This is a genomic window from Aliiglaciecola sp. 3_MG-2023, assembly GCF_030548205.1.
In the GTDB taxonomy this organism is placed as follows: Bacteria; Pseudomonadota; Gammaproteobacteria; order Enterobacterales; family Alteromonadaceae; genus Aliiglaciecola.
Window position 1 is genome coordinate 61543 of sequence record NZ_JAUORV010000003.1, and the last position, 24853, is coordinate 86395.

At 40.5% G+C, this 24853-nt stretch carries 20 protein-coding genes; 12 read left to right on the forward strand and 8 right to left on the reverse strand.

The genetic code is table 11. The features are described 5' to 3' along the window. The first annotated feature begins 24 nt into the window (after positions 1-24). The 6 genes from Q4574_RS04015 to Q4574_RS04040 all read left to right on the forward strand — a co-directional run bounded on the left by Q4574_RS04015 (position 25) and on the right by Q4574_RS04040 (position 7022). Positions 25-333 carry a DUF1244 domain-containing protein gene (locus Q4574_RS04015; protein ID WP_303471813.1) on the forward strand — a complete coding sequence of 103 codons (309 nt, stop codon included), beginning with the start codon at positions 25-27 and terminating at the stop codon, positions 331-333. Positions 334-453: 120 nt separating this feature from the next. Next, positions 454-1791: a M14 family zinc carboxypeptidase gene (locus Q4574_RS04020; RefSeq protein WP_303471815.1), complete on the forward strand. Its 1338-nt coding sequence runs from the start codon at positions 454-456 to the stop codon at positions 1789-1791. 172 nt (positions 1792-1963) lie between these two features. Further along, entirely contained in the window at positions 1964-4018 is a 2055-nt protein-coding gene (locus tag Q4574_RS04025) for a S9 family peptidase (RefSeq protein WP_303471817.1), read from the forward strand. A gap of 4 nt (positions 4019-4022) precedes the next feature. Next, a complete protein-coding gene (locus Q4574_RS04030) occupies positions 4023-5081 on the forward strand; it encodes a CNNM domain-containing protein (RefSeq protein ID WP_303471819.1) in 1059 nt (352 codons plus the stop codon). Between the two features lie 10 nt (positions 5082-5091). Continuing rightward, positions 5092-5784, forward strand: a complete 693-nt coding sequence (gene lolD / locus Q4574_RS04035) for a lipoprotein-releasing ABC transporter ATP-binding protein LolD (RefSeq protein ID WP_303471822.1) — start codon at positions 5092-5094, stop codon at positions 5782-5784. Beyond that, positions 5781-7022, forward strand: coding sequence for a lipoprotein-releasing ABC transporter permease subunit (locus Q4574_RS04040; RefSeq protein ID WP_303471825.1), 1242 nt, complete (start codon positions 5781-5783; stop codon positions 7020-7022). Before lolD ends, Q4574_RS04040 begins: the two co-directional genes overlap by 4 nt. 36 nt (positions 7023-7058) lie before the next feature. Here the strand turns inward: Q4574_RS04040 and Q4574_RS04045 are convergent, their stop codons facing one another. Beyond that, positions 7059-8420, reverse strand: a complete 1362-nt coding sequence (locus Q4574_RS04045) for a dicarboxylate/amino acid:cation symporter (protein ID WP_303471827.1) — start codon at positions 8418-8420, stop codon at positions 7059-7061. A 123-nt stretch (positions 8421-8543) separates the two neighbouring features. Between Q4574_RS04045 and Q4574_RS04050 the strand changes: the two genes are divergently transcribed. Next, positions 8544-10727, forward strand: coding sequence for an Ig-like domain-containing protein (locus tag Q4574_RS04050; protein ID WP_303471829.1), 2184 nt, complete (start codon positions 8544-8546; stop codon positions 10725-10727). Between the two features lie 73 nt (positions 10728-10800). Here the strand turns inward: Q4574_RS04050 and astB are convergent, their stop codons facing one another. Next, positions 10801-12141 (reverse strand): N-succinylarginine dihydrolase, encoded by a 1341-nt coding sequence (gene astB / locus Q4574_RS04055; RefSeq protein ID WP_303471832.1) that lies wholly within the window; start codon positions 12139-12141, stop codon positions 10801-10803. A 333-nt stretch (positions 12142-12474) separates the two neighbouring features. Here astB and topA point away from each other — a divergent pair, with 333 nt between their 5' ends. The 3 genes from topA (at position 12475) to Q4574_RS04070 (ending at position 16254) form a co-directional block, all read left to right on the forward strand. Then, the gene (topA, locus tag Q4574_RS04060; protein ID WP_303471834.1) at positions 12475-15111 is read left to right on the forward strand and encodes a type I DNA topoisomerase; all 2637 of its coding nucleotides are present in this window, start codon (positions 12475-12477) and stop codon (positions 15109-15111) included. Positions 15112-15188: 77 nt separating this feature from the next. After that, complete coding sequence (locus Q4574_RS04065; protein WP_303471836.1) at positions 15189-15752, forward strand: DUF2058 domain-containing protein; 564 nt, start codon at positions 15189-15191, stop codon at positions 15750-15752. 46 nt (positions 15753-15798) lie between these two features. Then, positions 15799-16254: a YaiI/YqxD family protein gene (locus Q4574_RS04070; protein ID WP_303471838.1), complete on the forward strand. Its 456-nt coding sequence runs from the start codon at positions 15799-15801 to the stop codon at positions 16252-16254. Here the strand turns inward: Q4574_RS04070 and Q4574_RS04075 are convergent. The 5 genes from Q4574_RS04075 to Q4574_RS04095 all read right to left on the reverse strand — a co-directional run bounded on the left by Q4574_RS04075 (position 16251) and on the right by Q4574_RS04095 (position 21934). Next, positions 16251-17495: a DEAD/DEAH box helicase gene (locus tag Q4574_RS04075; protein WP_303471840.1), complete on the reverse strand. Its 1245-nt coding sequence runs from the start codon at positions 17493-17495 to the stop codon at positions 16251-16253. The genes Q4574_RS04070 and Q4574_RS04075 overlap by 4 nt on opposite strands. A 184-nt stretch (positions 17496-17679) precedes the next feature. Next, a complete protein-coding gene (locus Q4574_RS04080) occupies positions 17680-18870 on the reverse strand; it encodes an amino acid aminotransferase (RefSeq protein WP_303471843.1) in 1191 nt (396 codons plus the stop codon). Between the two features lie 83 nt (positions 18871-18953). Next, complete coding sequence (locus tag Q4574_RS04085; RefSeq protein WP_303471845.1) at positions 18954-19721, reverse strand: NRDE family protein; 768 nt, start codon at positions 19719-19721, stop codon at positions 18954-18956. A 3-nt stretch (positions 19722-19724) separates the two neighbouring features. After that, positions 19725-20690 (reverse strand): FHA domain-containing protein, encoded by a 966-nt coding sequence (locus tag Q4574_RS04090; protein ID WP_303471847.1) that lies wholly within the window; start codon positions 20688-20690, stop codon positions 19725-19727. Then, positions 20681-21934: a serine protease gene (locus tag Q4574_RS04095; protein WP_368411632.1), complete on the reverse strand. Its 1254-nt coding sequence runs from the start codon at positions 21932-21934 to the stop codon at positions 20681-20683. Before Q4574_RS04095 ends, Q4574_RS04090 begins: the two co-directional genes overlap by 10 nt. Before the next feature lie 370 nt (positions 21935-22304). Here Q4574_RS04095 and Q4574_RS04100 point away from each other — a divergent pair, with 370 nt between their 5' ends. Both Q4574_RS04100 and Q4574_RS04105 read left to right on the forward strand, forming a co-directional pair. Beyond that, entirely contained in the window at positions 22305-22793 is a 489-nt protein-coding gene (locus Q4574_RS04100) for a 1-acyl-sn-glycerol-3-phosphate acyltransferase (RefSeq protein ID WP_303471851.1), read from the forward strand. Further along, entirely contained in the window at positions 22783-24024 is a 1242-nt protein-coding gene (locus Q4574_RS04105) for a cystathionine gamma-synthase family protein (protein ID WP_303471853.1), read from the forward strand. Before Q4574_RS04100 ends, Q4574_RS04105 begins: the two co-directional genes overlap by 11 nt. Before the next feature lie 282 nt (positions 24025-24306). On the opposite strand, the gene Q4574_RS04110 is transcribed toward Q4574_RS04105, so the two are convergent. Further along, positions 24307-24849: a glutathione peroxidase gene (locus Q4574_RS04110; protein ID WP_303471856.1), complete on the reverse strand. Its 543-nt coding sequence runs from the start codon at positions 24847-24849 to the stop codon at positions 24307-24309. Positions 24850-24853 lie beyond the last annotated feature (4 nt).

The window sequence follows — 24853 nt, forward strand, 5'->3', positions numbered from 1 at the left end:
TGATTATCATTTTTGGAATTCATAATGGATAAACAAACAGAAATTGAAATACAAGCCGCGACTTTTAGACGTTTATTAAAACACCTAGATGACAATAAAGATGTTCAAAACATCGATTTAATGATTTTGGCTGACTTTTGTCGCAATTGTTTAGGTAAGTGGTACAAGGCAGCGGCGGAGGAAAAAGGAATTGATATCGACTACGAACAAGCACGAGAAAAGATATACGGTATTCCCTATGCTCAATGGAAAGAACAATACCAAGCCAAAGCTACGCCTGAACAATTAGCGGCATTTGATGCCAGACAAGCTCAAAAAGGAGGGTGCAGCTAAGGGCTAACTGAATTGTTAAAAGGAGAATTGCGATAATGATTATTAATGGCTAAAGTTATTAGAATTATTTAGTAAAACGTTAATCCAGTTCAGCATTAATTATGACAGTTCGGAGTAGGCATGTTCCCTGAGAACAACGTATTAGAACAGCTTTATAGCAACGCCAAAATTAATCACTTAGACCAATCTCATATTTATCCAGAGGATGTTACTAAACATCTTGATGAGCATATTATCTCTGCCCCAGGTTTTATACAAAAGCGGGTTATTGGTTATTCCTATTTAGCACTGCCCATTCATATGATTTCTGTTGGAAAGGGCAGTAGCACAATCTTATGTTGGTCGCAGATGCATGGTGACGAACCAACGGCAACGGCAGCAATATTAGATCTACTGCAATTTTTTCAGCAAAATAAAACCACGGCATGGTTAACAGACTTATTCGACAAGGTCACTTTACACCTAGTTCCTATGCTCAACCCGGACGGTGCTAAGCAACGTACCAGAGAGAATGCCCAAGGCATCGACATAAATCGAGATGCTGCTGCTTTACAAACCCCCGAAGGAAAATTACTTAAATCATTGTTCGACAATATTAAGCCAGATTTCGCTTTCAATCTGCACGACCAATCTCGTTTTTATCGAATCGAAGATACTTTAGATCCCGTTGAAATGGCGTTTTTAGCGCCACCTGGCGATCCCAACGAAAGTGTGCCTGAGCACAGATGTAATGCAATGAAGCTCATTGCCGCAGTGTTAACTGATATGTCTGAAGAATTATCTGGAAAAGTTGCAAAGTATCAAGATAACTTTTCTCAAAGAGCCTTTGGCGATCTCGCCTGTAGTCAGGGAATAGCATGTATTTTGATTGAATCGGGTAGTAAAGCCAATGATGCCAATAGACAAAACGCCAGAAGACTAAATTTTTTGTTTTTAATCAAAGGGTTAAAACATATATCTGCGGGCTCTTTTAGGCAGGTAAACGAGCTCGCTTATCTGGCTTTACCCTACAATATTGAAAATGGTTTATGCGATTTAGTCATAAGAGGACTGAACGTTGACAGCGTAAAAGGGCATTTCAATGTTGATATTGCCCTGAAAAATCAGATAAATAATCGGATGCTAATTAGTGAATTAGGGGACTTAAGACAATTAGGTGCTTATACAGTGCTCAATGCACATAATTTTAGTTATGCCCCTGGGAATACATTTGAAGTAACCGAAGCTATCGATCTCAATGAAGAAAAGTACTTAACGCTTTTGCGTGATGGTTTTTGTCGTTTTAGTGGTGACATTTCTTTGATCAATCAATTAACCGATTGGCCAATTATTAAAGTCCCTGGTGAGTCAGAGCCAGCAGGTTTTTGGCAAAAAGACATGCCACCAACTTGGTTGATGTTGTTCAATGACCAGGTGAAAGCTGCTCTGTTAGAGGGAAGGTTAATCGTTTTAAATTAAGTCTCAGTTTAATATTCTTTTTAATAAACGGAAGAATCCCAATACAAATCCAGTAAGCACTCTTGAAATGATTCATAATCGATGAATTTCTCAATCCAATCGTCGGAATTGCAAGGCATTTTTCAAAAAATGCGATAAGCTATTTGTTCGCCCACTAAATTAGGGATAAAAAATGAAAAAAGTAATAGTTAGCGTTATGTTGATTGGAGGATTAATCTCTCCAACAATCAGTGCGAAAACTGAAATGGATGTGCTCAAATCTGAAAATATCTTTGATATTGAGTATGCGGCAGATTTAAATATTAGCGCTGACGGCAAAACCATCTATTTTGTACGTCATTTTATGGATATTCAAAGTGACAGAAAGCTTGGCAATATTTGGTCTGTAGATAGCAAAACTGGCGATATGCTTCCCGTCACGACAGGGGATCATTTGGATTATAACCCTGTATTGTCCGCCGATGGTAAAAAGCTGGCTTATATTTCAACGCAAAGTGGCAAGCCTCAAATTTATTTGACTTGGTTAGCTACAGGCAAAACGGCAAAACTGACGAATTTAACCTCCTCTCCCAGTGGTTTGAGCTGGTCTCCAGACGGTAAATACATTGCATTTAGCATGTTTGTGCCAGGTACACCTAAATCTCCCGTATCTCTTTCAGGTAAGCCTGCTGGCGCAAAATGGGCGGATCCTGCTATTTATATTGATGATGTTTATTATCGCTTTGATGGTGGAGGTTATCGCACCCCGGGTACTAGTGAGATCTTTATCTTATCCGCAGAAGGTGGAACACCAAGACAATTAACCCATGATGAATTTGACAATGGCGGTGAGCTTAGTTGGGGGCAGAATAGTCAACGCATTTATTTTTCTGCAAATCGTTCAGAAAATCGGGATTTCACTCCTCTCAATAGTGATATATATGCTATCTCTATAGATGATAATTCCATCACTCAATTGACGGACAGAGATGGCCCTGATGATAGCCCTAAGGTTTCCCCAAACGGTAAATACATTGCCTATATTGGTTTTGATGATGCCCGCAAGAATTACGATAATGCCAAAGTCTATGTGAAGCAACTTTCGGATGGGGAGACCATCATGGTGTCCGACGGCTTAGACCGCAGCATCGACCGAGTTGAGTGGGATCATAAGAGTCGAAACCTGTATATTCAATATGATGACAAAGGTAAAACCATTTTGGCGTTGCAATCAGCAAGGACAGCGGATAAACGCACTATATTGTCAGATAAATTGGGTGGCCAATCCTATGGTCGACCTTATACTAGCGGTGAATTTTCGGTCAGTGAAAATGGCAAAGTTGCGATTACCTATTCAAATCCATTACGGCCTGCCGATGTCGGTATCATTGATAACAAAAAAAGCAAACAATTAACCCATTTAAATGATGATGCTTTAGGCCATAAAAAGCTGGCTAAGATAGAAGAGTTTTGGTTTACATCCAGTGCCGATGGCAAAGATATTCAAGGTTGGATAGCTTATCCACCAGGATTCGATGCAAATAAAAAGTACCCAATGATATTGGAAATACATGGCGGTCCAGTCACTGCTTATGGACCTCATTTCTCCATGGAAATTCAATTGTTTGCTGCTGCTGGAAACGTGGTTTTATATCTCAATCCTCGTGGAAGTTCTAGTTACGGAGCAGATTTTGCTCATACAATTGATAAAAACTATCCCAGCCAGGATTTTGATGACTTAATGAGCGGTGTCGATAAACTCATTGAGAAAGGGTTTATAGATACTGAACAACTATTTATTACTGGTGGGTCAGGCGGTGGTACTCTGACGGCTTGGTCCATTGGTCACACTCAGCGATTTACAGCGGCAGTAGTGGCAAAACCGGTTATTAATTGGTTTAGCTTTGTGTTAACCGCTGATTTTTATCCATTCTTTTACCAATATTGGTTCAATGGAAAACCTTGGGATAATTTAGATGAGTATATGCGGTATTCCCCCATTAGTTATGTAGGTAATGTCACCACACCTACAATGTTGTTAACTGGCGAGTCTGATCATCGAACGCCAATATCCGAATCGGAGCAATTTTATCAGGCTCTAAAAATCCAAGGTGTTGATAGTGCAATGGTACGAATTCCGAATGCGTCACATGGGATCTATCGTAAGCCAAGTAATTTGATGGCTAAAGTGGAATACATTTTATGGTGGTTTGAGCAACATAAACCAAAGAAAGAGGGAGATAGCTAACTGTATGTTGCTATTAATTATCTATGTAGTTGTTGCACTGGGTTTTTCTTTTTTATGTTCAGTGGCTGAAGCGGTTATTTTGAGTATCTCTTCGGCTTATATATCAGTTTCCATGAACAATGGCGAAAAATCTGGAGAGATTTTGCATGACCTAACAACGGACATTAACAAACCCTTGGCCGCCATCTTAACCCTAAATACGATTGCGCATACTATGGGGGCAGCAGGAGCTGGCGCACAGGCGGCTGTGGTTTTCGGCGACGCTTACCTAGGTGCAGCTTCAGCAGTATTGACGTTGTTGATCTTGGTGTTTTCTGAAATTATACCGAAAACCCTAGGCGCAACTTACTGGCGGCAACTAGCGCCAATTACGGCTTATTTCTTAAAGTACTTAGTTTGGGTTTTGTATCCGTTTGTACAAATGGCCAATGCGTTAACCAGTAAATTCACTGAAGAAAGCCCACTAAAAGGCCTGAGCCGTGGTGAACTTCAAGCCATGACGGAATTGTCGAAACATGAAGGCTTACTTGATCATCAAGAAGCCAATATTTTACAAAGCCTGTTGAGTTTAGATGATCTTAAAGTACGTGATGCCATGACCCACCGAACCGTGGTGTTTAAAGTGTCTGAAAACATAAGCGTTGAAACTTTCTACCATAAACACGCAACCGTGGCTTTTTCGAGGATCCCCGTTTATGAAGATGAAGAGCCGGAAAAAATCAGTGGTTTTGTTTTAAAATCTGATTTGATTTTAGCTCAGGCCAGGGGCAACGGTAACAAGTTACTGGCTGAATATCGCAAAGACATGGTAGCTTTATTGAGCAGTACCAGTCTGGCTGAAACTTTCCCGCACTTTTTACAATCGCGTTCTCACATGCTGCTGGTCGTGGATGAATACGGTGGTATGGATGGCATTCTGACATTGGAAGACTTGCTAGAAAGCCTGTTAGGGTTTGAAATTGTCGATGAAAAAGATAAACACGTGAGTATGAAAAAAGTGGCAAGACTGATGTGGAAACGACGTGAGCGAGAATTGTTTAAACAACAGCAAGATGAAAAATAAAGAAGAGATTATGTCACAGTTGTTAATCTGTAAAAATGTAAGTAAAACTTATCAAGAAAATGACGCAGCCTTAGTGCAAGTGCTAAATAAAGTAAATTTTGAGATCAATAAAGCAGAGCAAGTTGCCATATTAGGGAGTTCAGGCTCGGGAAAAAGTACGTTATTGCATATTTTAGGCGCATTAGATACACCCACCTCAGGACAAGTATTGTTCAACGGACAAGACATTTTCCAGTTTACTGAAAAGCAACAAGCTGACTTTCGAAATAAGTGTTTAGGGTTTGTTTATCAATTTCATCATTTATTGCCTGAGTTTACAGCCCTAGAAAATGTTGCGATGCCACTGCTTATTGGCAAGTGCAAAACTGAATTGGCTAAACACAAAGCAGAAGAAATTCTAAAACGAGTAGGTTTAGGTCATCGATTAGATCATAAGCCATCTCAAATGTCTGGCGGAGAGCGTCAACGTTCAGCCATCGCTCGGGCACTAGTCACTCAACCTGACCTCGTTTTAGCGGACGAACCCACTGGCAATTTAGACCATACGACCGGGCAGAGTATTTATCATTTATTGAACGAGTTAAGAGAGCAAATCTCAACCAGTTTTATCGTAGTTACCCATGATATTGAGTTGGCTGCAAAATTAGATAGAACCTTACACATTACAGATGGAAAACTCGTTGAGCAGGGCGCAACGGTATGAATTTAGTTGCACAACTGGCTTGGCGTTTCCGTTCAGGTAAGCGTCAAAATGGTTTTATATCCTTCATTTCAGCGTCATCAACCCTGGGTATTGCATTAGGATGCATGGTGCTAATATTGCTGCTATCTGTTATGAATGGTTTCGAACGTGAGCTCAAAAATCAACTGTTGAGTTTTATTCCTCACGCTGAAATATACGCTTATGAGGGCAGCGGATTAGAGGATTGGCAACAACAACTCGACCGCTTGTCTTCTGATCCAAGAATTAGCGCCATTGAACCCTATATTAAAGCCGCTGGATTACTGCAAAAAGGCAGTAAAATGAAAGCCGTGCCTGAGCTGGTTGGAATTAACCTAAATTATTCAAAAAATAACCGATTAGTGCAACAAGTGGGGGAAAGTCATTGGCAGAATTTTAAGGCAGACCCAAATTCGGTTTTACTAGGTCGGGCGATTATGCAGCAATTAGCGGTAAAGGTCGGAGATAAAGTGCAGCTTGTTTTACCGCAAATATCTGATGATCTTTCTTTCTCAGCGCCAAAATCTGTATGGTTAAACGTTGCTGGTGAAATTGCCATAGGCGGAGAGCTCGATGGTCAGATTGGATTTATGCATATTCAGCTTGCGGCGGATACCTTAGGCACGAAAACCGGCGCCCAGGGTTTGCGCTTTCGCTTTGACGATCCTTTTATAGCGAATAGTGCTATTCGTGAATTTGGCTTTTCATTTTCACAACATGTTTTTATGTCAGACTGGATGCGGACGCAAGGACATCTATACCAAGATATTCAGTTAGTAAGAGCGGTAGTGTATGTGGCCCTTACGTTAGTCATTGGTGTAGCTTGTTTTAATATTATCTCAACCTTAGTGATGGCGGTGAGTGAAAAACGGGCTGAAATCGCCATGCTTAAAACTATGGGAGCACGAGATAGGTTAATTATCCAAGTGTTTATTCTGCAAGGTGCGGTGAACGGTGTTATCGGTACCTTCGTTGGCGTCATATGTGGGGTGTTGTTGGCGGAGTATCTTACCCAGATTGCCAGCCTAATTGAAACCATCAGCGGTGCGAAGTTTTTATCGGGAGATGTCTACTTTATTGATTTTTTGCCGTCACAATTACGTTGGAGCGAAGTATTATTTACCGCCTTAATCGCAGTAACGTTAAGTTTGTTAGCTACAATTTATCCTGCCATTAAAGCAACGCAAATAAATCCAGCCGAAGCCCTAGGTCAGCATTAGCAACTAATTTTTAGCTGCTAATGCCTGTTATTACAATTAATCCTTAGTTTCAGTGGCCGTGGATTTAAAATCATCTAAGTCAACTTTTTCAAAGTCTTCGCCAGCTTCCATATCATAGTATACTGACTCATCTAGCTCATTTTCGCTTTTTGCCACAACACAAGAAACCATACAGTCACCGGTAATATTCACCGCTGTTCGGGTCATATCCAATAACCTGTCTACACCTAATATTAAGGCAACACCTTCAACAGGTAGCCCAACTTGTACTAGTACCATAGATAACATGAGTGTACCGACGCCGGGGACTCCCGCAGTGCCTACCGACGCCAATGTTGCGGTTACTACCACCATCAACATGTCTGATGTGGAGAGGTCGATACCATAAACTTGAGCGATAAACACGGTAGCCACCCCTTGCATTATCGCTGTGCCATCCATGTTAATTGTAGACCCTAAAGGAACCACAAAAGAGGCTACGGATTTGCCAATACCTAACTTTTTGGTGGCGGTTTCCATGGTAACAGGCAAGGTTGCACTACTACTGGCGGTACTAAAGGCAAATAATACAGCTTCGCGCATTTTTAAGAACAAATACTTTGGATTTAATCCAGTCAATAGTTTCAGAATAATGGAATAGTTAACAAAGGCATGAATTAACAGTACGGCAAATACCAAGACAAAATATAAAGCCAATGATGCGATTCGCCCCTCGTCTATAGTGGTGAATAATTTTGCTAAAAGGGCAAACACACCGTAAGGAGCCATATTCATTAAGATAGTGACTAACTTCATGATGACCGTATTTAAATCTTCGAAGAAAGCCGCTACTCGTCTACCTGCATCACCTACCATTGCAATGGCTAATCCGAATAAAACGGCGAAGGTGATAACCTGCAACATTTTACCTTCAGTAAAGGCTTGAAATGGGTTAGAAGGAAAGATGTCGATAATCACTGCCGCAAGGGTAGGTGGCTCTTTAGCCGCAAAGACCGCATCGGAAGGAATGGGGATCCCCGAACCAGGTTGTACGATAATGGCTGCAATCATTGCAACGGTTATTGCGATAGCCGTGGTGCCAATGTAGAGCAAAACAGACTTTCCGCCTAAACGTCCCAATTTGCTAGGCTCAGATAAATTTGCCACACCACAAACCAAAGATACAAATACCAGGGGCACAATTAGCATTTTTAAACTGTTGATAAAGATCTGACCAATAACGTTAAATATACCATTGACTAAAACATCATACGTAGAAACCGTTGTCCCGAATACACTAAATGCTAAATCTCCGCTATCATCAAATGACCATTTTAAAATAACACCGGTAATTATCCCGGCAATCATGCCGATAAAGATTTTAGCGGTGAGACCAAGTTTTTTTGGAGATTGCTGCATTGTTTGTCCTAAATTTATTATTGATTTTTGGATAGCGTAGCAAGTTTAGGTCTCTAGCAAAACAATAAAAATGATTTAGAACGGGTACTTGAATTGAAAAACATTATTTGTGGGAAAAAATGCATGGCTTCACGTTTGAAGATGTTATTCGCAGTTATACTAATTTTTACACTATCCGCGTGTGGCGGAGGAGGCTCAGTTGAGCGTGATTCTACAGCAACAGATAGCGATGGCAGTGATACTTCGGTAACCTATGAGGTTAATTTGAGTATCGCCGATCAAAACGGCGCGGCAGTGAATGAGCTGACTTCAACGTCTCCATTGGTAGTGACTGCCACCGTTACTAGCTCCGACGGTGACGTGGAAGACCAGCTAGTCACCTTCACCTTTAGTCAAGATGGCTTGGCTAGCTTTGATAATGATACTGGCACAGCCCTAACCAACGCACAGGGCGTTGCTACTATTGGGTTAATAGTAGGAGCAAGTTCCGGAGATGGCCTGGTCACAGGTGCGCTTTCAGATGGCACAGAAGGCCAGATAGGCTTCAGTTCTTCAGGTACTTCTCAATCTGGTGTAACACCAGCTTCGTTGGAGCTCTATGCCAGCTCAATTCAGCTTGCCTCTAGCGGTTCTGATGAAATAGAACTTATTGCGGTAGTGAAAAATGCACAAAATATCTTACTTTCTGGTGTTGATGTATCCTTTGCTGCAAATAACGGGGCGGAATTGCAAATAGTACAAGGGACCTCTGCGGATGATGGTACTGCCAGAGCCACCTTAACCAGTCGCAACAATCCCGAGAATAGAACGATTACAGCGACAGTTTCTTCGGGTACCCTAAGTGAAACCATTGATGTTGAAATTGTTGGCACAGAAGTCAATGTTGATGGCCCTATTTCCGTGGTGTTAGGGGATACTGTAGATCTCACCATTAAAGTCGTTGATTCTGATGGTACTGGCTTAGCCAATCAAAGTGTGCAACTAAGCACAACACAAGGAAGTATCGTTTCTTCAGCAGTAACAGATAGTGAAGGGCAGGTAGCCATCCAATATGTTGCTACTACTTCTGGTGAGAATCTCATTACCGCCAGTGCACTTAATGCCGAAGGAAGTTTAACCTTTACCGTACAAGAAGACAGTTTTAGCTTCAGTTCAGTACCAACGGAGGATGTGCCTCTTAATACCAGCACAACATTGGAAGTCACTTGGTTAAAAGACAATATCGCTTATGCTGGCGGTGAAGTGACCTTAAGTGCCTCTCGGGGAGACTTTGTATCTTCAACAGTGGTAACGGATGCTAATGGTGTTGCTGCGTTTTCCATTCAATCTAATAACGCCGGCTTGGCTTCCGTTACTGCCAATGGCGTAGATGCTAACAATCAAACTGTTAGTGCCAGAACCCAGTTTGAATTTATTGCTACGGTTCCAGATACTATTATTGTTGACGCATCTCCGGATCTGATTGGTCCTGATGGCCAAACATCAACGATTACGGCTATCGTAAGAGACGTGACAGGAAATCTAGTTAAAGGAAAAGTGATTAATTTTAGAGTAGACGATGTCAGTGGTGGATATGTTTCGCCCAATTCAGCTACAACGGACAGTAATGGGATTGCCTCTACTGTGTATACCTCTAATGCGGTGAGCAGTGAAGATGCGGTTATAGTGCATGCTGAGGTGGCTGATAATAATTCTATTACTGACTTCACTACCCTTACTGTAGGTGATAGAGCTTTTGATATTTCATTAGGAACGGGGAATTTACTGTCGTCACCAGATGATTCTAGTTACTCAAAAGAATTTTCAGTGTTTGTCAGTGACTCTGTGGGTAGACCAGTTGCGAACGTTGCGTTAACTGCTTCTTCAACACCAATAAAATATGCAGATGGTGAAGCTTTTTATCAAGGTTTTTGGACTTACGATATTGTGTCTGGTTTTTGGTATACAACCACGACAAAAAATTGTCGTAACGAGGATATTAACGGAAATGGTTCTTTAGACATAAATGAAGACATTAACGAAGACGATAAATTAACTCCCGGTATTATTGGTACAATAAGTTTTGTAGATGGAATTAATGAAACTGATGAAAATGGTCAAGCTAAAATTGAGATACGCTATCCAAAAGCTTACGGTGCGTGGACCAACGTAAATATTGCAGTATTCGGTCAGTCTTCTGGTAGTGAATCGTTTGAAAGCCAAACATTTTTATTACCTGTTGCATCGGAAGATTTACAAATTGAAACGGCTGCACCACCAGCTAATCCTTTTGGTTTTAATGAGATTTGTAATGAGATTACGCCTTAGTAAAACATGAACTTAAATTAATTAAAAAGGCCCTTAGATTTTAGAGGGCCTTTTAAGTTCTAAAAGTTACTTTTTACTGACGTTGGAAAGGATAAATTGAACCTAGATTTAAAATCTGAGTTAATTCATCCAAGGCACTGCGGGTTTCATCTAGCAACTGCGCATCCCGTAAATCGTTAACACTTAATTGATCACGATAATGTTTGTTCACCCATTTATTCAGGCGTACAAATACCGCATCAGACATCAAGGTGTGCTGATTGACTGCTTCGAGTTCTGCACCTGTCATGGCTACTCTGAGTCTCAAACAGGCTGGTCCGCCACCATTTCGCATACTTTGTTTTACGTCAAAGTAATGCACTTTCTTAATAGGGGTATTTAGGCTAGTCAATTCCTGTAAATAATTAGCGACGATAGGATTCTCTTCACATTCCGTAGGCGCAATGATTGTCATTTCACCGTTGGCCATGGTAATAATTTGGGTATTAAATAAATACGTTTTAATGGCATCTTGAACCGGAACAGTCTTTGTATCCACTTGGATAAAATGGAGTTTTTGCTCGCCAAATTTACGTTGAATTTCATCTAAGGCATTTTGCGTATCAAGAAAAGCTTGCTCATGATAAAAAAGCACATTCTGATTGCCCACTGAGATCACATCGTTGTGAAACACCCCTTGGTCTATTAGATCTGGGTTTTGTTGCACAAACACAGTCGTATCATCACTTAGTCCATGTAAACGAGCCACTGCCTGGCTGGCTTCTAAGGTTTGTCTAGCAGGAAATTTCTTCGGAGCAGGTTTACTGCTGTCAAAAGCATAACGACCGTAAACAAACATCTCGATGCCTGCATGACCATAGTCACTGCAAAGTCGGGTGTGGTTAGCCGCGCCTTCATCACCAAAATGTTCATTCTCTGGCAAGTGCTGGTGATGCTGGAAATACTTGTCATTATCAAAAGTGGCTTGCAAAATTCGGCCAGTCACCTCTGGCTCTAATGAACGATGAAATTTATTGGTTAAATTTGCAGGTGTAAAATGAACTTTGCCATTGCTCGTATCGGCACTAGGAGAGACGGTAGCAGCATTTGCCGTCCACATGCTACTAGCAGAGCAACAGGCGCTGAAAACTTCAGGAGCTCGCTTTGAGGCCTGTTCAAGCACGTTTGAATCACTGCCAGTAAAGCCAAGTCGTCTGAGAGTGTCAATATCCGGTCTCGCTTGCGGGGCTAATACGCCTTGTATCATTCCCATATCATGTAACGCCTTCATTTTTTGTAGGCCTTGTAGCGCAGCTTGTTTAGGACTACTAAACGCGTTTGCATTGTTCAGAGACGCCACATTTCCAATTGAGAGCCCTGCATAGTTATGGGTTGGACCGACTAGACCATCAAAATTAACTTCAACTTGTTTCACTCACTCACCTCATTGCAATTAAAATGCACAAAAACTTGCCCATTAGGTTTAGTCTCACCTAATTTTTTGATAAAAAACTAGGTGAATTGGGCTTACTCTGTTTATTATTCGTGGCGATTATACGTCTTTTAATGTGCTTGCCAATGTGCCTGTACATATTTTGAACATATTTAGAGCGGCTTTACAGATAAAAAGTAGATAAGTATTAAGAAGAACTTGTTTTCTATTCACTTTGCCGATATATGTTAAAAAAGCAATATGCGACAGGAAGTTTACGTAAACTCCTTATAAATGGCATAAAACCCATATGAATCAAAGGTTAATGAATAATTTATGGCAAAATCATTGGTTATTGTCGAGTCGCCAGCTAAGGCGAAAACAATAAATAAATATCTCGGCAAAAATTTTATTGTTAAATCTAGTGTTGGACACGTTAGAGATTTACCAACAAAAGCATTAGGTCAAGCTCCGGCTAAAAAACCAGCTAAAGAGCTTAAAGAATGGAGCGAGAATAAACGCGAAAAGTACCTAAGAGAATTTGAATATCAAAAGTTAGTCGATCGCATGGGTATAGATCCCAAACACGATTGGAAAGCTCATTACGATATCCTGGCTGGTAAAGAAAAAGTAGTAAATGAATTAAAGAAACTGGCAAAAGACGCCGACACTATTTACCTCGCAACGGATTTGGATAGAGAAGGGGAGGCCATCGCGTGGCACCTGCAGGAATTGCTAGGTAGTAAAGGTAAGACCTACCAAAGAGTAGTGTTTAACGAAATTACTAAAAATGCAATTCAAGAAGCGTTTGCGCATCCAGGCCAATTGAATATCGCCCGGGTGAATGCCCAGCAAGCCCGTCGATTCCTTGATCGGGTTGTGGGTTTTATGGTTTCTCCGTTACTTTGGAAAAAGGTAGCCAGAGGATTATCTGCAGGACGAGTGCAGTCTGTTGCTGTGCGTCTTGTGGTTGAGCGAGAGCGCGAAATTAAAGCGTTTGTGCCTGAAGAATTTTGGGATATTCACGCAGATTTAAATGCTAAGCAAACTCCATTGCGTATGCTTGTCTCTAAACATTTAGGCAAAGGATTTAAACCGGTTAATAAATCCCAGGCTGATACTGCGTTAGAGGCTTTAAACAAAGCTGATTATGAAGTTATCAGTCGCGAATCTAAACCGACACAAAGTAAACCTTCAGCGCCGTTTATCACCTCTACGTTGCAACAAGCTGCGAGTACCAGATTGGGTTTTGGGGTGAAGAAAACCATGATGATGGCCCAGCGTCTTTATGAAGCAGGTCATATCACCTATATGCGTACTGATTCAACTAACTTAAGTAAAGACGCCGTTGATAGTTGTCGTGGCTACATCGAAGATAATTTTGGCAATAATTACCTTCCAAATGGTCCTATATCCTATGGCAGTAAAGAAGGCGCACAAGAAGCTCACGAAGCAATACGTCCTTCAAATGTCATTGTGAAATCGGAATCATTAACGGAAGTTGAACGGGATGCCCAGCGTCTGTATGAGTTAATTTGGCGACAATTTGTAGCCTGTCAAATGGTGCCAGCCAAATACGATGCAAGCACCATTAAAGTTAAAGCCGGTGATTACGAACTAGTCGCTAAAGGTCGCGTGTTAAAGTTTGATGGTTGGACCCGGGTGCAAACTCAAGTGAAAGGAAAGGGTGATGGAGACATTAATTTACCTGATGTAAAAGAAGGTGAAAAACTTGATCTCAAAGCATTGGATCCTAAGCAACACTTTACTAAACCCATTGCCCGCTTTAATGAAGCATCATTGGTGAAAGAGCTGGAAAAACGTGGTATTGGCCGTCCATCAACTTATGCCAGTATCATCTCGACTATCCAAGATCGCGGTTATGTGAAATTGGATAATAAACGCTTTTATGCAGAGAAAATGGGAGAGATAGTTAACGATCGCCTAGTTGATAATTTCTCTGATTTAATTAATTTTGATTTTACTGCAAACATGGAGCAGCAACTTGATGATGTTGCAAATGGTATCCGTGATTGGAAAGACGTTTTAAATGAATTTTATGAAGACTTTTATCAGCGCTTATTAAAAGCTGAATTACCTCCTGAAGAAGGGGGCATGCGCCTTAATCAAGCCATCGAGACCGATGTGGAATGTCACTTATGTGGCCGACCTATGAACGTAAGAACGGCATCGACAGGGGTGTTCTTAGGCTGCTCGGGCTATAATTTACCACCTAAAGAGCGTTGTACCGGAACTAAAAACCTGACGCCAGGTGATGAAGTTGTAAAAGTTGATGATGAAGAAGAACTGGAAACAGAAGTATTAAGGGCTAAGCGCCGCTGCGATATTTGCGGTACTGCTATGGATAGTTATTTGGTAGATGAAACCCGCAAGTTACATGTGTGTGGTAATGCGCCAACTTGTCCAGGTACCTATGTGGAAAAAGGGACCTTTAAAATTAAGGGATATGATGGACCTATTATCGAATGTGATAAATGTGGTTCGGATATGGAACTTAAAAATGGTCGTTTTGGTAAGTACTTTGGATGTACCAACGACGAGTGTAAAAATACTCGTAAATTATTGCGCAACGGAGAAGCCGCGCCGCCTAAAGAAGATCCAGTTGATTTACCAGAATTGGAATGTGAAAAATCCGATGCGCACTTTGTGCTTCGTGATGGGGCTGCGGGTATCTTTATGGCCGCCCATAATTTTCCTAAATCCCGTGAAACGCGGGCACCTATGGTTCACGAGTTGGCAAGGTTTAGGGATCGCATTTCACCTAAGTTTTATTACTTGGCCGATGCCCCTGCAAAGGATCCTGATGGCAACCCGACTATGGTGAGATTTAGTCGTAAAACAAAACAACAATATGTCACCTCTGAGAATGCCGAAGGCAAAGCAACAGGCTGGTCAGCTTGGTATCAAGATGGTAAATGGGTTGTTGAAGACAAACGTAAGAAAGCCAAGTAGTCGGCTTTACAATTCAGTTGTAACGGCAGTGTAATACTGCCGTTTTTATTTCTAGAATATTCAAAGAGTATTTTATTATGGCGTTATCATTACAAGAGCAATTATTGAAAGCCGGTTTAACCGATAAGAAGAAGGTTAAGCAAGCTAAGAAAGAAAAGCATAAACAAGTAAAACAACAACAAAAACATAAAGTTGTAAATAAAAATGAATCGCAAATTGCGGCGCAAAATGCACTTCGTGAAAAGCAAGAAAAAGACCGAAAGTTGAATCAGGAAGCCAAGGCCTTAGCCGAATCCAAAGCGGTAAAAGCGCAGATCAAGCAGTTGATAGAACTGAATAAACAAGCCAAGGATAACGGTGATATTCCGTGTAATTTTACCCACGATAATATTATTAAACGTCTGTACGTGAATCAACAAACCCGCAATCGAATTAGCCAAGGTAAATTAGCCATAGTGGTGCTTGATGGTGCATATGAAATTGTGCCTATGCCAGTTGCCGATAAGATTAGTTTACGTGATAAAAATGCGGTGGTTTATCGGGCCGACGCCGCCGAGCAAGCGGAAGCTAAATCAACAAGCACGGCAGAAGAAGATGAATGGTATGCCGATTATGAAATTCCAGATGATTTAGTATGGTAAGTCCGTTAACGATACGATTTATATTCTTTTCGAGGAGCGTTACAGTTTGAAGATTTGGGTTGATGCAGACGCTTGTCCGAACGTAATAAAAGATATTTTATTTAAGGCTGCACAACGCACTGGCGTAGAAATGACGTTAGTGGCGAATCAGTTTATTCGAGTGCCTGGCAATAAAAACATTACATCATTACAGGTATCTTCCGGTTTTGATGTAGCCGACGATGAGATTGTTGCGCGCTGTGAAGCCGGTGATCTAGTCATTACTAGCGATATTCCACTCGCGGCCGAAGTGATTGAAAAGGGGTGTAACGCCTTAAGTCCTAGGGGAGAGTTGATGGACAAAGAAAATGTTCGCTCACGCCTAAATATTCGCGATTTTATGGACACCATGCGCGCCAGTGGGGTAAACACTGGCGGGCCTCCTGCTTTAAATCAAACTGACAGACAAAACTTTGCTAATCATTTGGATCGGTTGTTAACCCAGTTTCACCGTTCAAGTTAATTTTGCGGTTTTGTTTGGGGGGCCGAGGCAGGTTTTCTAGGTCTTCTTGGTTTTTTAGGTCTGGGTGTCTTTTTCGGCTGTGGTTTCGCTGGCGTTTCTGATAATTTCTCAGTTGGTTCGAATCCCTTCACTTCAATACGATTGATTTTTTCACCAATTACACGCTCAATATCTTTGAGTAATTTAACATCTTCAACCGTCACTAGTGATACAGCATGGCCTGTTGCTCCAGCGCGACCTGTTCGTCCAATACGATGCACATAATCTTCAGCTACATGGGGGAGATCATAGTTTATGACAAAAGGAAGTTGATGGATGTCTAACCCTCTGGCTGCAATATCTGTTGCAACCAACACTTGGATCTTTGATGACTTAAATTCTGCTAACGCCTTGGTACGAGCTCCCTGGCTTTTATTACCATGAATGGCAGATGACACAATGCCTTTGGCCGTCAATTGCTTGGCAAGGCGGTTAGCGCCGTGTTTAGTGCGACTAAACACCAATACCTGATCCATATTTTGTTGTTTGATAATGTGAGATAACAGCGCCGACTTTTTACTTTTATCAACGGGGTGAACACATTGTTCAACTTTATCGGCCGTTTTGTTGGCTGGGGCCACGGAAATTTCTACCGGATTGTTGACAATGTTTTTGGCAAGTTCACGGATTTGCGTTGAAAATGTTGCAGAAAACAGTAGGTTTTGACGTTTAGCGGGTAGTAACTTCATTACCCGCTTGATATCGTGAATGAACCCCATGTCTAGCATGCGATCCGCTTCATCCAGCACTAATATTTGCAAGTTATCAAACTTAACCGCTTTTTGGTTATATAAATCCAACAAACGTCCAGGTGTGGCAACTAGAATATCGACACCTTTGCGCAAAGACATCATTTGTGGATTAATACTCACCCCACCAAATACCACGGTATGTCTAATATTTAAGTTTTTACTGTAGGCTGTTACATTATCTGCTATCTGTGCCGCCAGCTCCCTAGTCGGGGTTAAGACTAAGGCGTTGACTTGATTTGCTTTAGGACGGGGTTGATGACTAAGTTTTTCTAAAATAGGTAGTACAAAGCCAGCTGTTTTACCTGTTCCTGTCTGGGCGGCCGCCATTACATCTTTATTGTCTAAAATAGCGGGGATGGCTTGTGCTTGAATTGGGGTAGGCTCATTGTAGCCTTTTTCAATTAAGGCATTAGCAATGTTTTGGCCTAAACCAAGGGAATTAAAATTCATTAAAGTTTCTCTATTAAGTAAAATACGGTGATATGTTCATTGCTTAATATCTAAGTATTAAACGCAAGAAAATACAAATAATTTGAGCCATGATACTTTGATATGTTTGTGTTTATTCACATTAAGGCATATTGGCTAACAAGAGGAGAAATGCGCCCATCACTGAGCGCATTTTGAAGAGTGCTTATAAAACATCTACCAAAGCGGTAGCTAACGCATCGACATTTTTTAAACTAATACCAGCTATGTTGACTCGACTTGAATCCACAAAGTATACACTATGTTTGGCTCTAATAGCTTTAACTTGTTCAGGACTGATACATAAATAAGAAAACATGCCTTTTTGTTGAGTGACAAAACTAAAGTCTTTTGTCGCGCCTTTCTCGGCCAGTTTGGCAACTAATAACTGTCTTAAAGACTGCATACGGACACGCATATCTTCAACTTCGCCTTGCCATTCTGTTTTCAACAAAGGATCGTTTAATACGATATCTACCAAGGCACCACCGTAGGAAGGAGGCATTGAGTAAATAGCTCTAGCAATGGATTGAATTTGCGTTTGAACAATTTGTCTAGTTGCACTGCTGTTGGTTACAGATACGGCAAGACCAACACGTTCACGATACAAACCAAAGTTTTTGGAGCAAGATGCAGCAATAATGACTTCAGGTAGGTTTGTGGTTAATAGGCGAACCCCATAAGCATCATCTTCGAGACCATCACCAAACCCTTGGTAGGCCACATCGATAAAAGGAATAAAACCTTGTTGTTGCGCTATTTCCAGTACAGTTTGCCATTGTTCTTTGGTCAAATCTGCTCCAGTTGGGTTATGGCAGCAACCATGCAACAACACAACATCGCCTTTTTTAACTTGTTTTAAGCAGTCAGCCATTTCATCAAACTTTATGTTTGCGGTTGCCTTATCAAAATACGGATAGGTTTCAATATTTAAACCAGCGCTGCCGATTAAGGGGATATGATTTGCCCAAGTAGGATCACTCACCCAAACTGTCGTGTCAGCATTACAACGTTTAAGTAATTCAGAAAGTACTCTTAACGCACCGCATCCTCCAGGAGCTTGAACGGCCGCTACACGGTCTTCAATCACTGCAGGGTGACCTTTACCCAAAAGCAGTTCCAACATGCCATTAATATAACCCTGCACGCCTTGGGGTGTGATGTAGGTTTTTGAGGTTTCTTGGGCTAAAAGTATTTTTTGCGCTTTTGCAATAGAACTAAGTATTGGCGTATTACCGTTTTCATCTTTATATACGCCGACACCTAAATCAATCTTGTTAGGATTCGGATCTTCACGATAAGCAGCAGACAGACCTAGAATAGGATCGGCGGGTAATTTCGGTAACACTTCTAACACAGCAATTCCTCAATAAATAACGGGCGAAAAAAACAAGCCGCTATTATGCCAGTAATTAGAGATATTTCGAGTAATATATGAGCTTATTGAATGTTAAATTGAAACTCTCGTTGCTGGACGTTAGTTCCTGCTGGATCGAATGTGTGTTCTAGCCATGTTACCTGCTTGTTTTTATTCACTAATAACAGGGTGGAAGAGCGAGTGCCATATTCAGGAGATTGGATGAATATGGACGATAATCGGCGCTCCCAATCAATTGGAACCCCCGTCTTTGGGAGCTGTTCGTCTTTTGCTTTGGTTTGATCAAGTAGAATTTCAAACAATCTATCGGTATCAATCGTTTTAGCCTGTTGGCAGTGTTCTCTTAGCTTATCCACACCTTGGTTTATTTTAGGCCAGGGGCTATCCAAATCTGCATTTGATAATCCATACACTCCTGAGCCTAAGCGATTCACATTATCGGTGTGATTATTGTAAACAAAAAGGTCGTTCCATTTTCCAAATAACAGATTATAGCCATTGTATTGCTGTTTGCTTTGCCGCAATTTGCTTAAATAGTCCTGGGGGTTATTTTGCTCAATCAAAAATTCACTTACCAAATGCCCCCTTGAAATAGCATTACTTAGCAGTTTTTGAGGATCTCGCACATTGGTTAATGCGCAAATACGGCCATGCAAATTTGCGCCCATCCAAGTCCCACCCGCTTCCAAATCTCGTCCTGCTAATAGCTTAGGGTGTGCTTGCCAGAACTCAGATTGAGCAGTAGGGCGTTGATGAAACTCATCCCGATTAGCCGCGATTATTAACGGATAGTCAGGATGCTGTTCCACAGCGATAAAAAGAATGCACATTAGTTATTTGTTGTCCTCTTCAACTTCTTGCTTTAAACCTTCAATTAAATTTTCGGACCTCTCTACAAACGCTTCTGTACTTTCAGGCGCTGTGATCCTAAAAATAGGAGACAGCACTTGTGAAGTGTAGCGGGGCGCTGCAACGAAATTTTGGGTATTGAAAAAGTGTGGAGCTAAAACGTACATGGCTAATAAAGCCGTTCCTGCAATGCTAATACCATTGCGCATAGCCCTTGATTGATGGAAAGCTATAAACAACGTAAACCACAAGAATGCGAAGAACAAGATCCCTTTTAACAACAATATGAACCAATAAATAAATTGCACAGAACTTAAGTTAAACTGCAATAGCGCCTGTAAATAACTCATTAATTCGTGACAAATTAAAAACAGCCAGAGCAAATTAAATTGGGTTACGATGTGGGCATCTTTTTTCGCCAAAATGGATAACAACGCAAAACATAGAGGCCAAATGCAGGCTACTGCTGTGGCGCTTAAACTCACTTTCATAATTTGCGAAATATTGACTTCAACAATACTATTAAAATAGAAGTTAGCGGATACAAGCCCTATAAAGATAAAGGCTAAAAGTGCGCATATTCTGCGCATTGAAAGCCATTCCATTTTTTCTTCTAGTTTACTTAAAATCACGGCAGGTGCGACGTTTTGACTATCTTTGAATATTCTAAGTCGCGTTCGGCCTATGGTAACGATATCGTCAAAACCTATTAAGGCGTTTTGACCCGATATTCCATTGATTTTGACGCCATTTAATGAATCAACATCATTTAAGATGAGTGTATTACTATCGTCTTGTGAACTAACAGATAAGTGGCTAGGTTCCACATAGGGGTCGTCTATGCGTACATCATTATCGTAGGCTCTGCCAATGGAAATAGTCTCTTTTTCGAAAGCTTGGTAGCTTAAAACTTTGCCGCTTCTCGACAGTACTTCAACAACTATTGCCATGACATGGAATCCATAAATTGATTAGAAAATTGTTTCATAGAATCAGCACTTACTCCTGCAAGCGTGAAATGGCTAATTAAACTTCCATCTGAAAAATCATTACTGGCGGAGATAAATAAAACATCATACAAATCGTCAAAGTCTTTATAAGCGCGAGCACACAAAATACTTTTCTGCGAAACTTGGTGTTGGTTGGATACGATATCTTGTTGGCAACGATAATTTGTCACATCGTTTTTACCCGCTTGGTTTCCAGGGCGCGTAAAGGCAATTTTTTGAGTCAGAAAGTTGTGAAATTGAAAGGTGTTGAGTTGTTCGCTAGTGAGCCACTCGAATTCAATTTCAATTTCTCCAGTTTGTAATCTACCGTTTAAAAAGATGGCTTCACCAATTCGGCAGCGACTGGAGACGGATAAAAATTTCACATCCTTTTCACTGGCATTTGAGCCTCCCCAGCAAGATATAAAGTCGGATATTTTTTCAGGGACACTGGCTTTACCTAAAGGGGCGTGGGACCAAGGGGTGGATAAAATCTGAGCAACCATTTTCCCTTGGTTTTGTTGCAATTGTTTTTGTATGTGCGATTTGTAATCTTTTGCATCAATTTGTTGTTGTGAATAAAACAGCGCTTTTACTTTCGGCAAAGGGATTAAGAAACCTATTTGATTGCCTGCTGTGGCCACATTAACGCCAACGATTTGACCCAAGCCATTGACCGCCGGACCACCACTCATTCCAGGGTTAATTGAACCGGTAAAATGAATTCGTTGGTAAAAACTATTCTTTTTTAATCCATTGTAGGTGCCAGGCACGACTATCATACCTAAATCATGTGGGTTGCCTAATGAATATATATTTGAGCCTTGCAATGGTAAGTTATCTGCTAGCTTAAAGGGTAAGCCGCTGGTTTGTGCAGGATCAATTTGCAACAAGGATAAATCGTTAATTACATCAAAGTTTTTAAGCTGCAAATTACCGGTATTACCATCTGCATCTAAATACTGAATGCGGTATTTATCGGGAAAGTAAACAAAGTCAGATATCACGTGATAATTGGAAATAATATCCCCGTTTTCACTCACTCTAAATCCGGAACCAATTGACGATTTGTTTCCAGACTCTTTATCAATCATTTGAATTTGATATAAAGAGCTTCGATATTGGCTAAACAGGTTTTGCGCTGTTTGTTGGCTAAAAGTATGTTGGCTATATAGTAAAGATATAAAAATTATAATTCTTAGCACTAAAAATCCCATTAAAATACTGACGATGGTAACAAGGGGTTATTTGAGACCGGTTTTCATACAACTTAGATTGGTAAACTACGGTTTTAGGTAAAATAATAAGAGTGATTATTTTTCCATGGTTATTTACTTGACCCTAGAAGTTATAAAAAGTTGCAAACCCGTTCGTTTGTCTAATCCGAGTGTATAATAAGAGAATCTGAACGCAAATAATATTGTAAATATTATTAATTCATTACAACAGGATATAAAACTGAAACTTTCTGCAAATATACCAAGATTAGGAAATGCCTTAAGTGAGAGTTTAGGCTGCATTATTTTAAAAATATTGGGATGGAAATTTGAAGGGGAGTTTCCTGAACAAAGTAAAATGGTAATTGCAGTAGCTCCCCATACCTCAAACTGGGATTTCGTGATTGGCATGGCTGCGGTATTTCGTTTACGACTCAAAATCTCATTTTTTGGCAAGCATAGTATTTTTGTTCCTCCTTTCAAATCTTTACTGATCCGATGGGGAGGCATACCCATTGAACGGTCTCAATCCCATGGTGTCGTCAATCAAATGATTGATAAAATTAAACAAAAGGATAAAATACTATTAGCTGTTGCCCCTGAGGGTACTCGTAGCAAAATTTATCCTTGGAAAAGTGGTTTTTTACATATTGCTAAACAAGCGAATATTCCGGTGTTTTTAATTGGCCTAGACTATCGCCGTAAATCCATCGTTTTAGGTCCTATTTTTCATCCTAAAGAAGATAACTCTTTAGAAATGCAAAAAGTTTATGCGTTTTATGCTAAAGTGCACGCAAAATTTCCTTCCCAGGTAGCCTTTCCCGCGGAGAGTTCGATTGAAAGATAAAGGTTTTACAACACGACTTGTGCATGCTGACCGCATGTTTAACAAGCCCCAAGATGGTTCTGTTCATTCACCCACAAGTAATTCAGTCCTTTTTGAGTACCAAGACGTCAATGATTTAGTCGAGGTGTTTCAAGGTAAGAAGCTTGGGCATGTATACGGACGCTCATCTTCTTCCTCTAATGCAGCTTTGCAAAATATATTGGCTGATATTGAAGGCGGTGTGGCAGCTGTCACTTTTGCCACAGGCATGGCAGCTATTTCTTCTATGTTTTTTGCATTATTGAAGCAAAACGACCACATTATTGTTAGCCAATTTTTATTCGGCAATACCAGCAGTTTAATGGTCACATTAGAAAACTTAGGTATTCAAATAAGCTATGTGGATAGCACTAATATCAATTCCATTGCTAAAGAATTGAAAGACAATACGCGAATGGTATTCACTGAAACTATTGCAAATCCAGTGACTCAGGTTGCTGATTTACAGGCCATTGGTGAGTTTTGTGAAGCAAACAAGCTTTTGTTTGTTATTGATAATACCATGACACCTGGTTTTATTTTCGATGCCAAAACAGTCAAAGCATCCTTAACGGTTACGTCATTAACTAAATACATCGCTGGCCATGGCAATGTTTTAGGTGGTGCTGTGGTGGATACTGGCGTTTATGATTGGTCTGAATATCCAAATATTTTTGACTTGTACCGTGTGGGTGATCCAGCCACATGGGGTATGACCCAAATTCGTAAGAAAGGTTTACGTGATTTAGGGGCAACTTTATCTCCGCAGTCGGCACAACAAATATCCATAGGCTTAGAAACCCTGGCTTTACGGCTCAACAAAACCTGTGAAAATGCACTGAGGTTAGCCACTTACTTGCATGGTCACGAAAAAGTGGCCAATGTTTACTATCCTGGGCTCGCTGATCATCCCCAACACTATATTGCCAGAGAACTGTTTAAAGGTAATTACGGCGGAATTTTTAGCATGGATTTATCCCCGGGGCTAGATGTACACAAGTTTATAAATTCACTCAATACAGTGGTAATTGCTACTCACCTTGGGGATACACGCACATTATGTTTGCCGGTAGCGTCTACTATCTTTTATGAAAACGGTGCCGAGCAGCGTGCGCAAATGGGGATCAACGAAAGCATGATACGATTTTCGGTAGGCATTGAAGATATCGACGATATTGTGGCTGACTTTGAGCAAGCCTTTGCACAAATTTAATGGGAGTGATTAGCCGCACTGTTTATTCTCGAAGGTGTATTAATAAAAATATCACCCAAAAATTCACTAAAATTCAATCACTTGAATAGATACTTTGAAATAATTTAAAATTTTATGAACTAATAGTATTTAGCATTGACTAATAATTAGTTGTAAAGATGTTTTATTGCTAATAACAGTAAAACATTTCATTGTGTGTTCCAAGTGATGTGTGTTTATAGCCCCGTTTATCGGGGCTTTTTTTTGCTTTCGAATTCAAACTATCTATTTCAAAGTCAGTTATTAACGGGCTATTGCGTCTAGAATATCTTTCCTAAACTCTTTATCTGAAGGTTTGATGGAGGATTTATATGCGTTTACCACCTCACCATTTTTATCAACCAAATATTTATAAAAATTCCAACCTGGTTCAATACCACTTTGTTTGCTTAACTTGCGGAATAAGGGATCGGCGTTTTTGCCTTTTACGTTTGTTACCTCAAACATGGGAAATTCCACACCATAGGTTAATTCACACAACTCAGCGGTTTGACTTTCATCACTAAATTCTTGTTTAAAATCATGGGAAGGAAAACCTAGAACTACAAAATCTTTATCTTTAAGTTCACTATATAAGGCTTCAAGGCCTTCAAATTGAGGGGTATACCCACATTTACTTGCGGTGTTAACAATTAGCAGGGTCTTTCCACGATACTCTTTGCACATGTTAACGGTTTCTTGTGAGTTCAGTTTGCGTTTCATAAACTTTAAAACATCTGGGCATTCATTTGCTGATGTGAATAGGGGGGTGAATACTAAACTGCAAAGTAAGACTAATTTTTTCATGAAA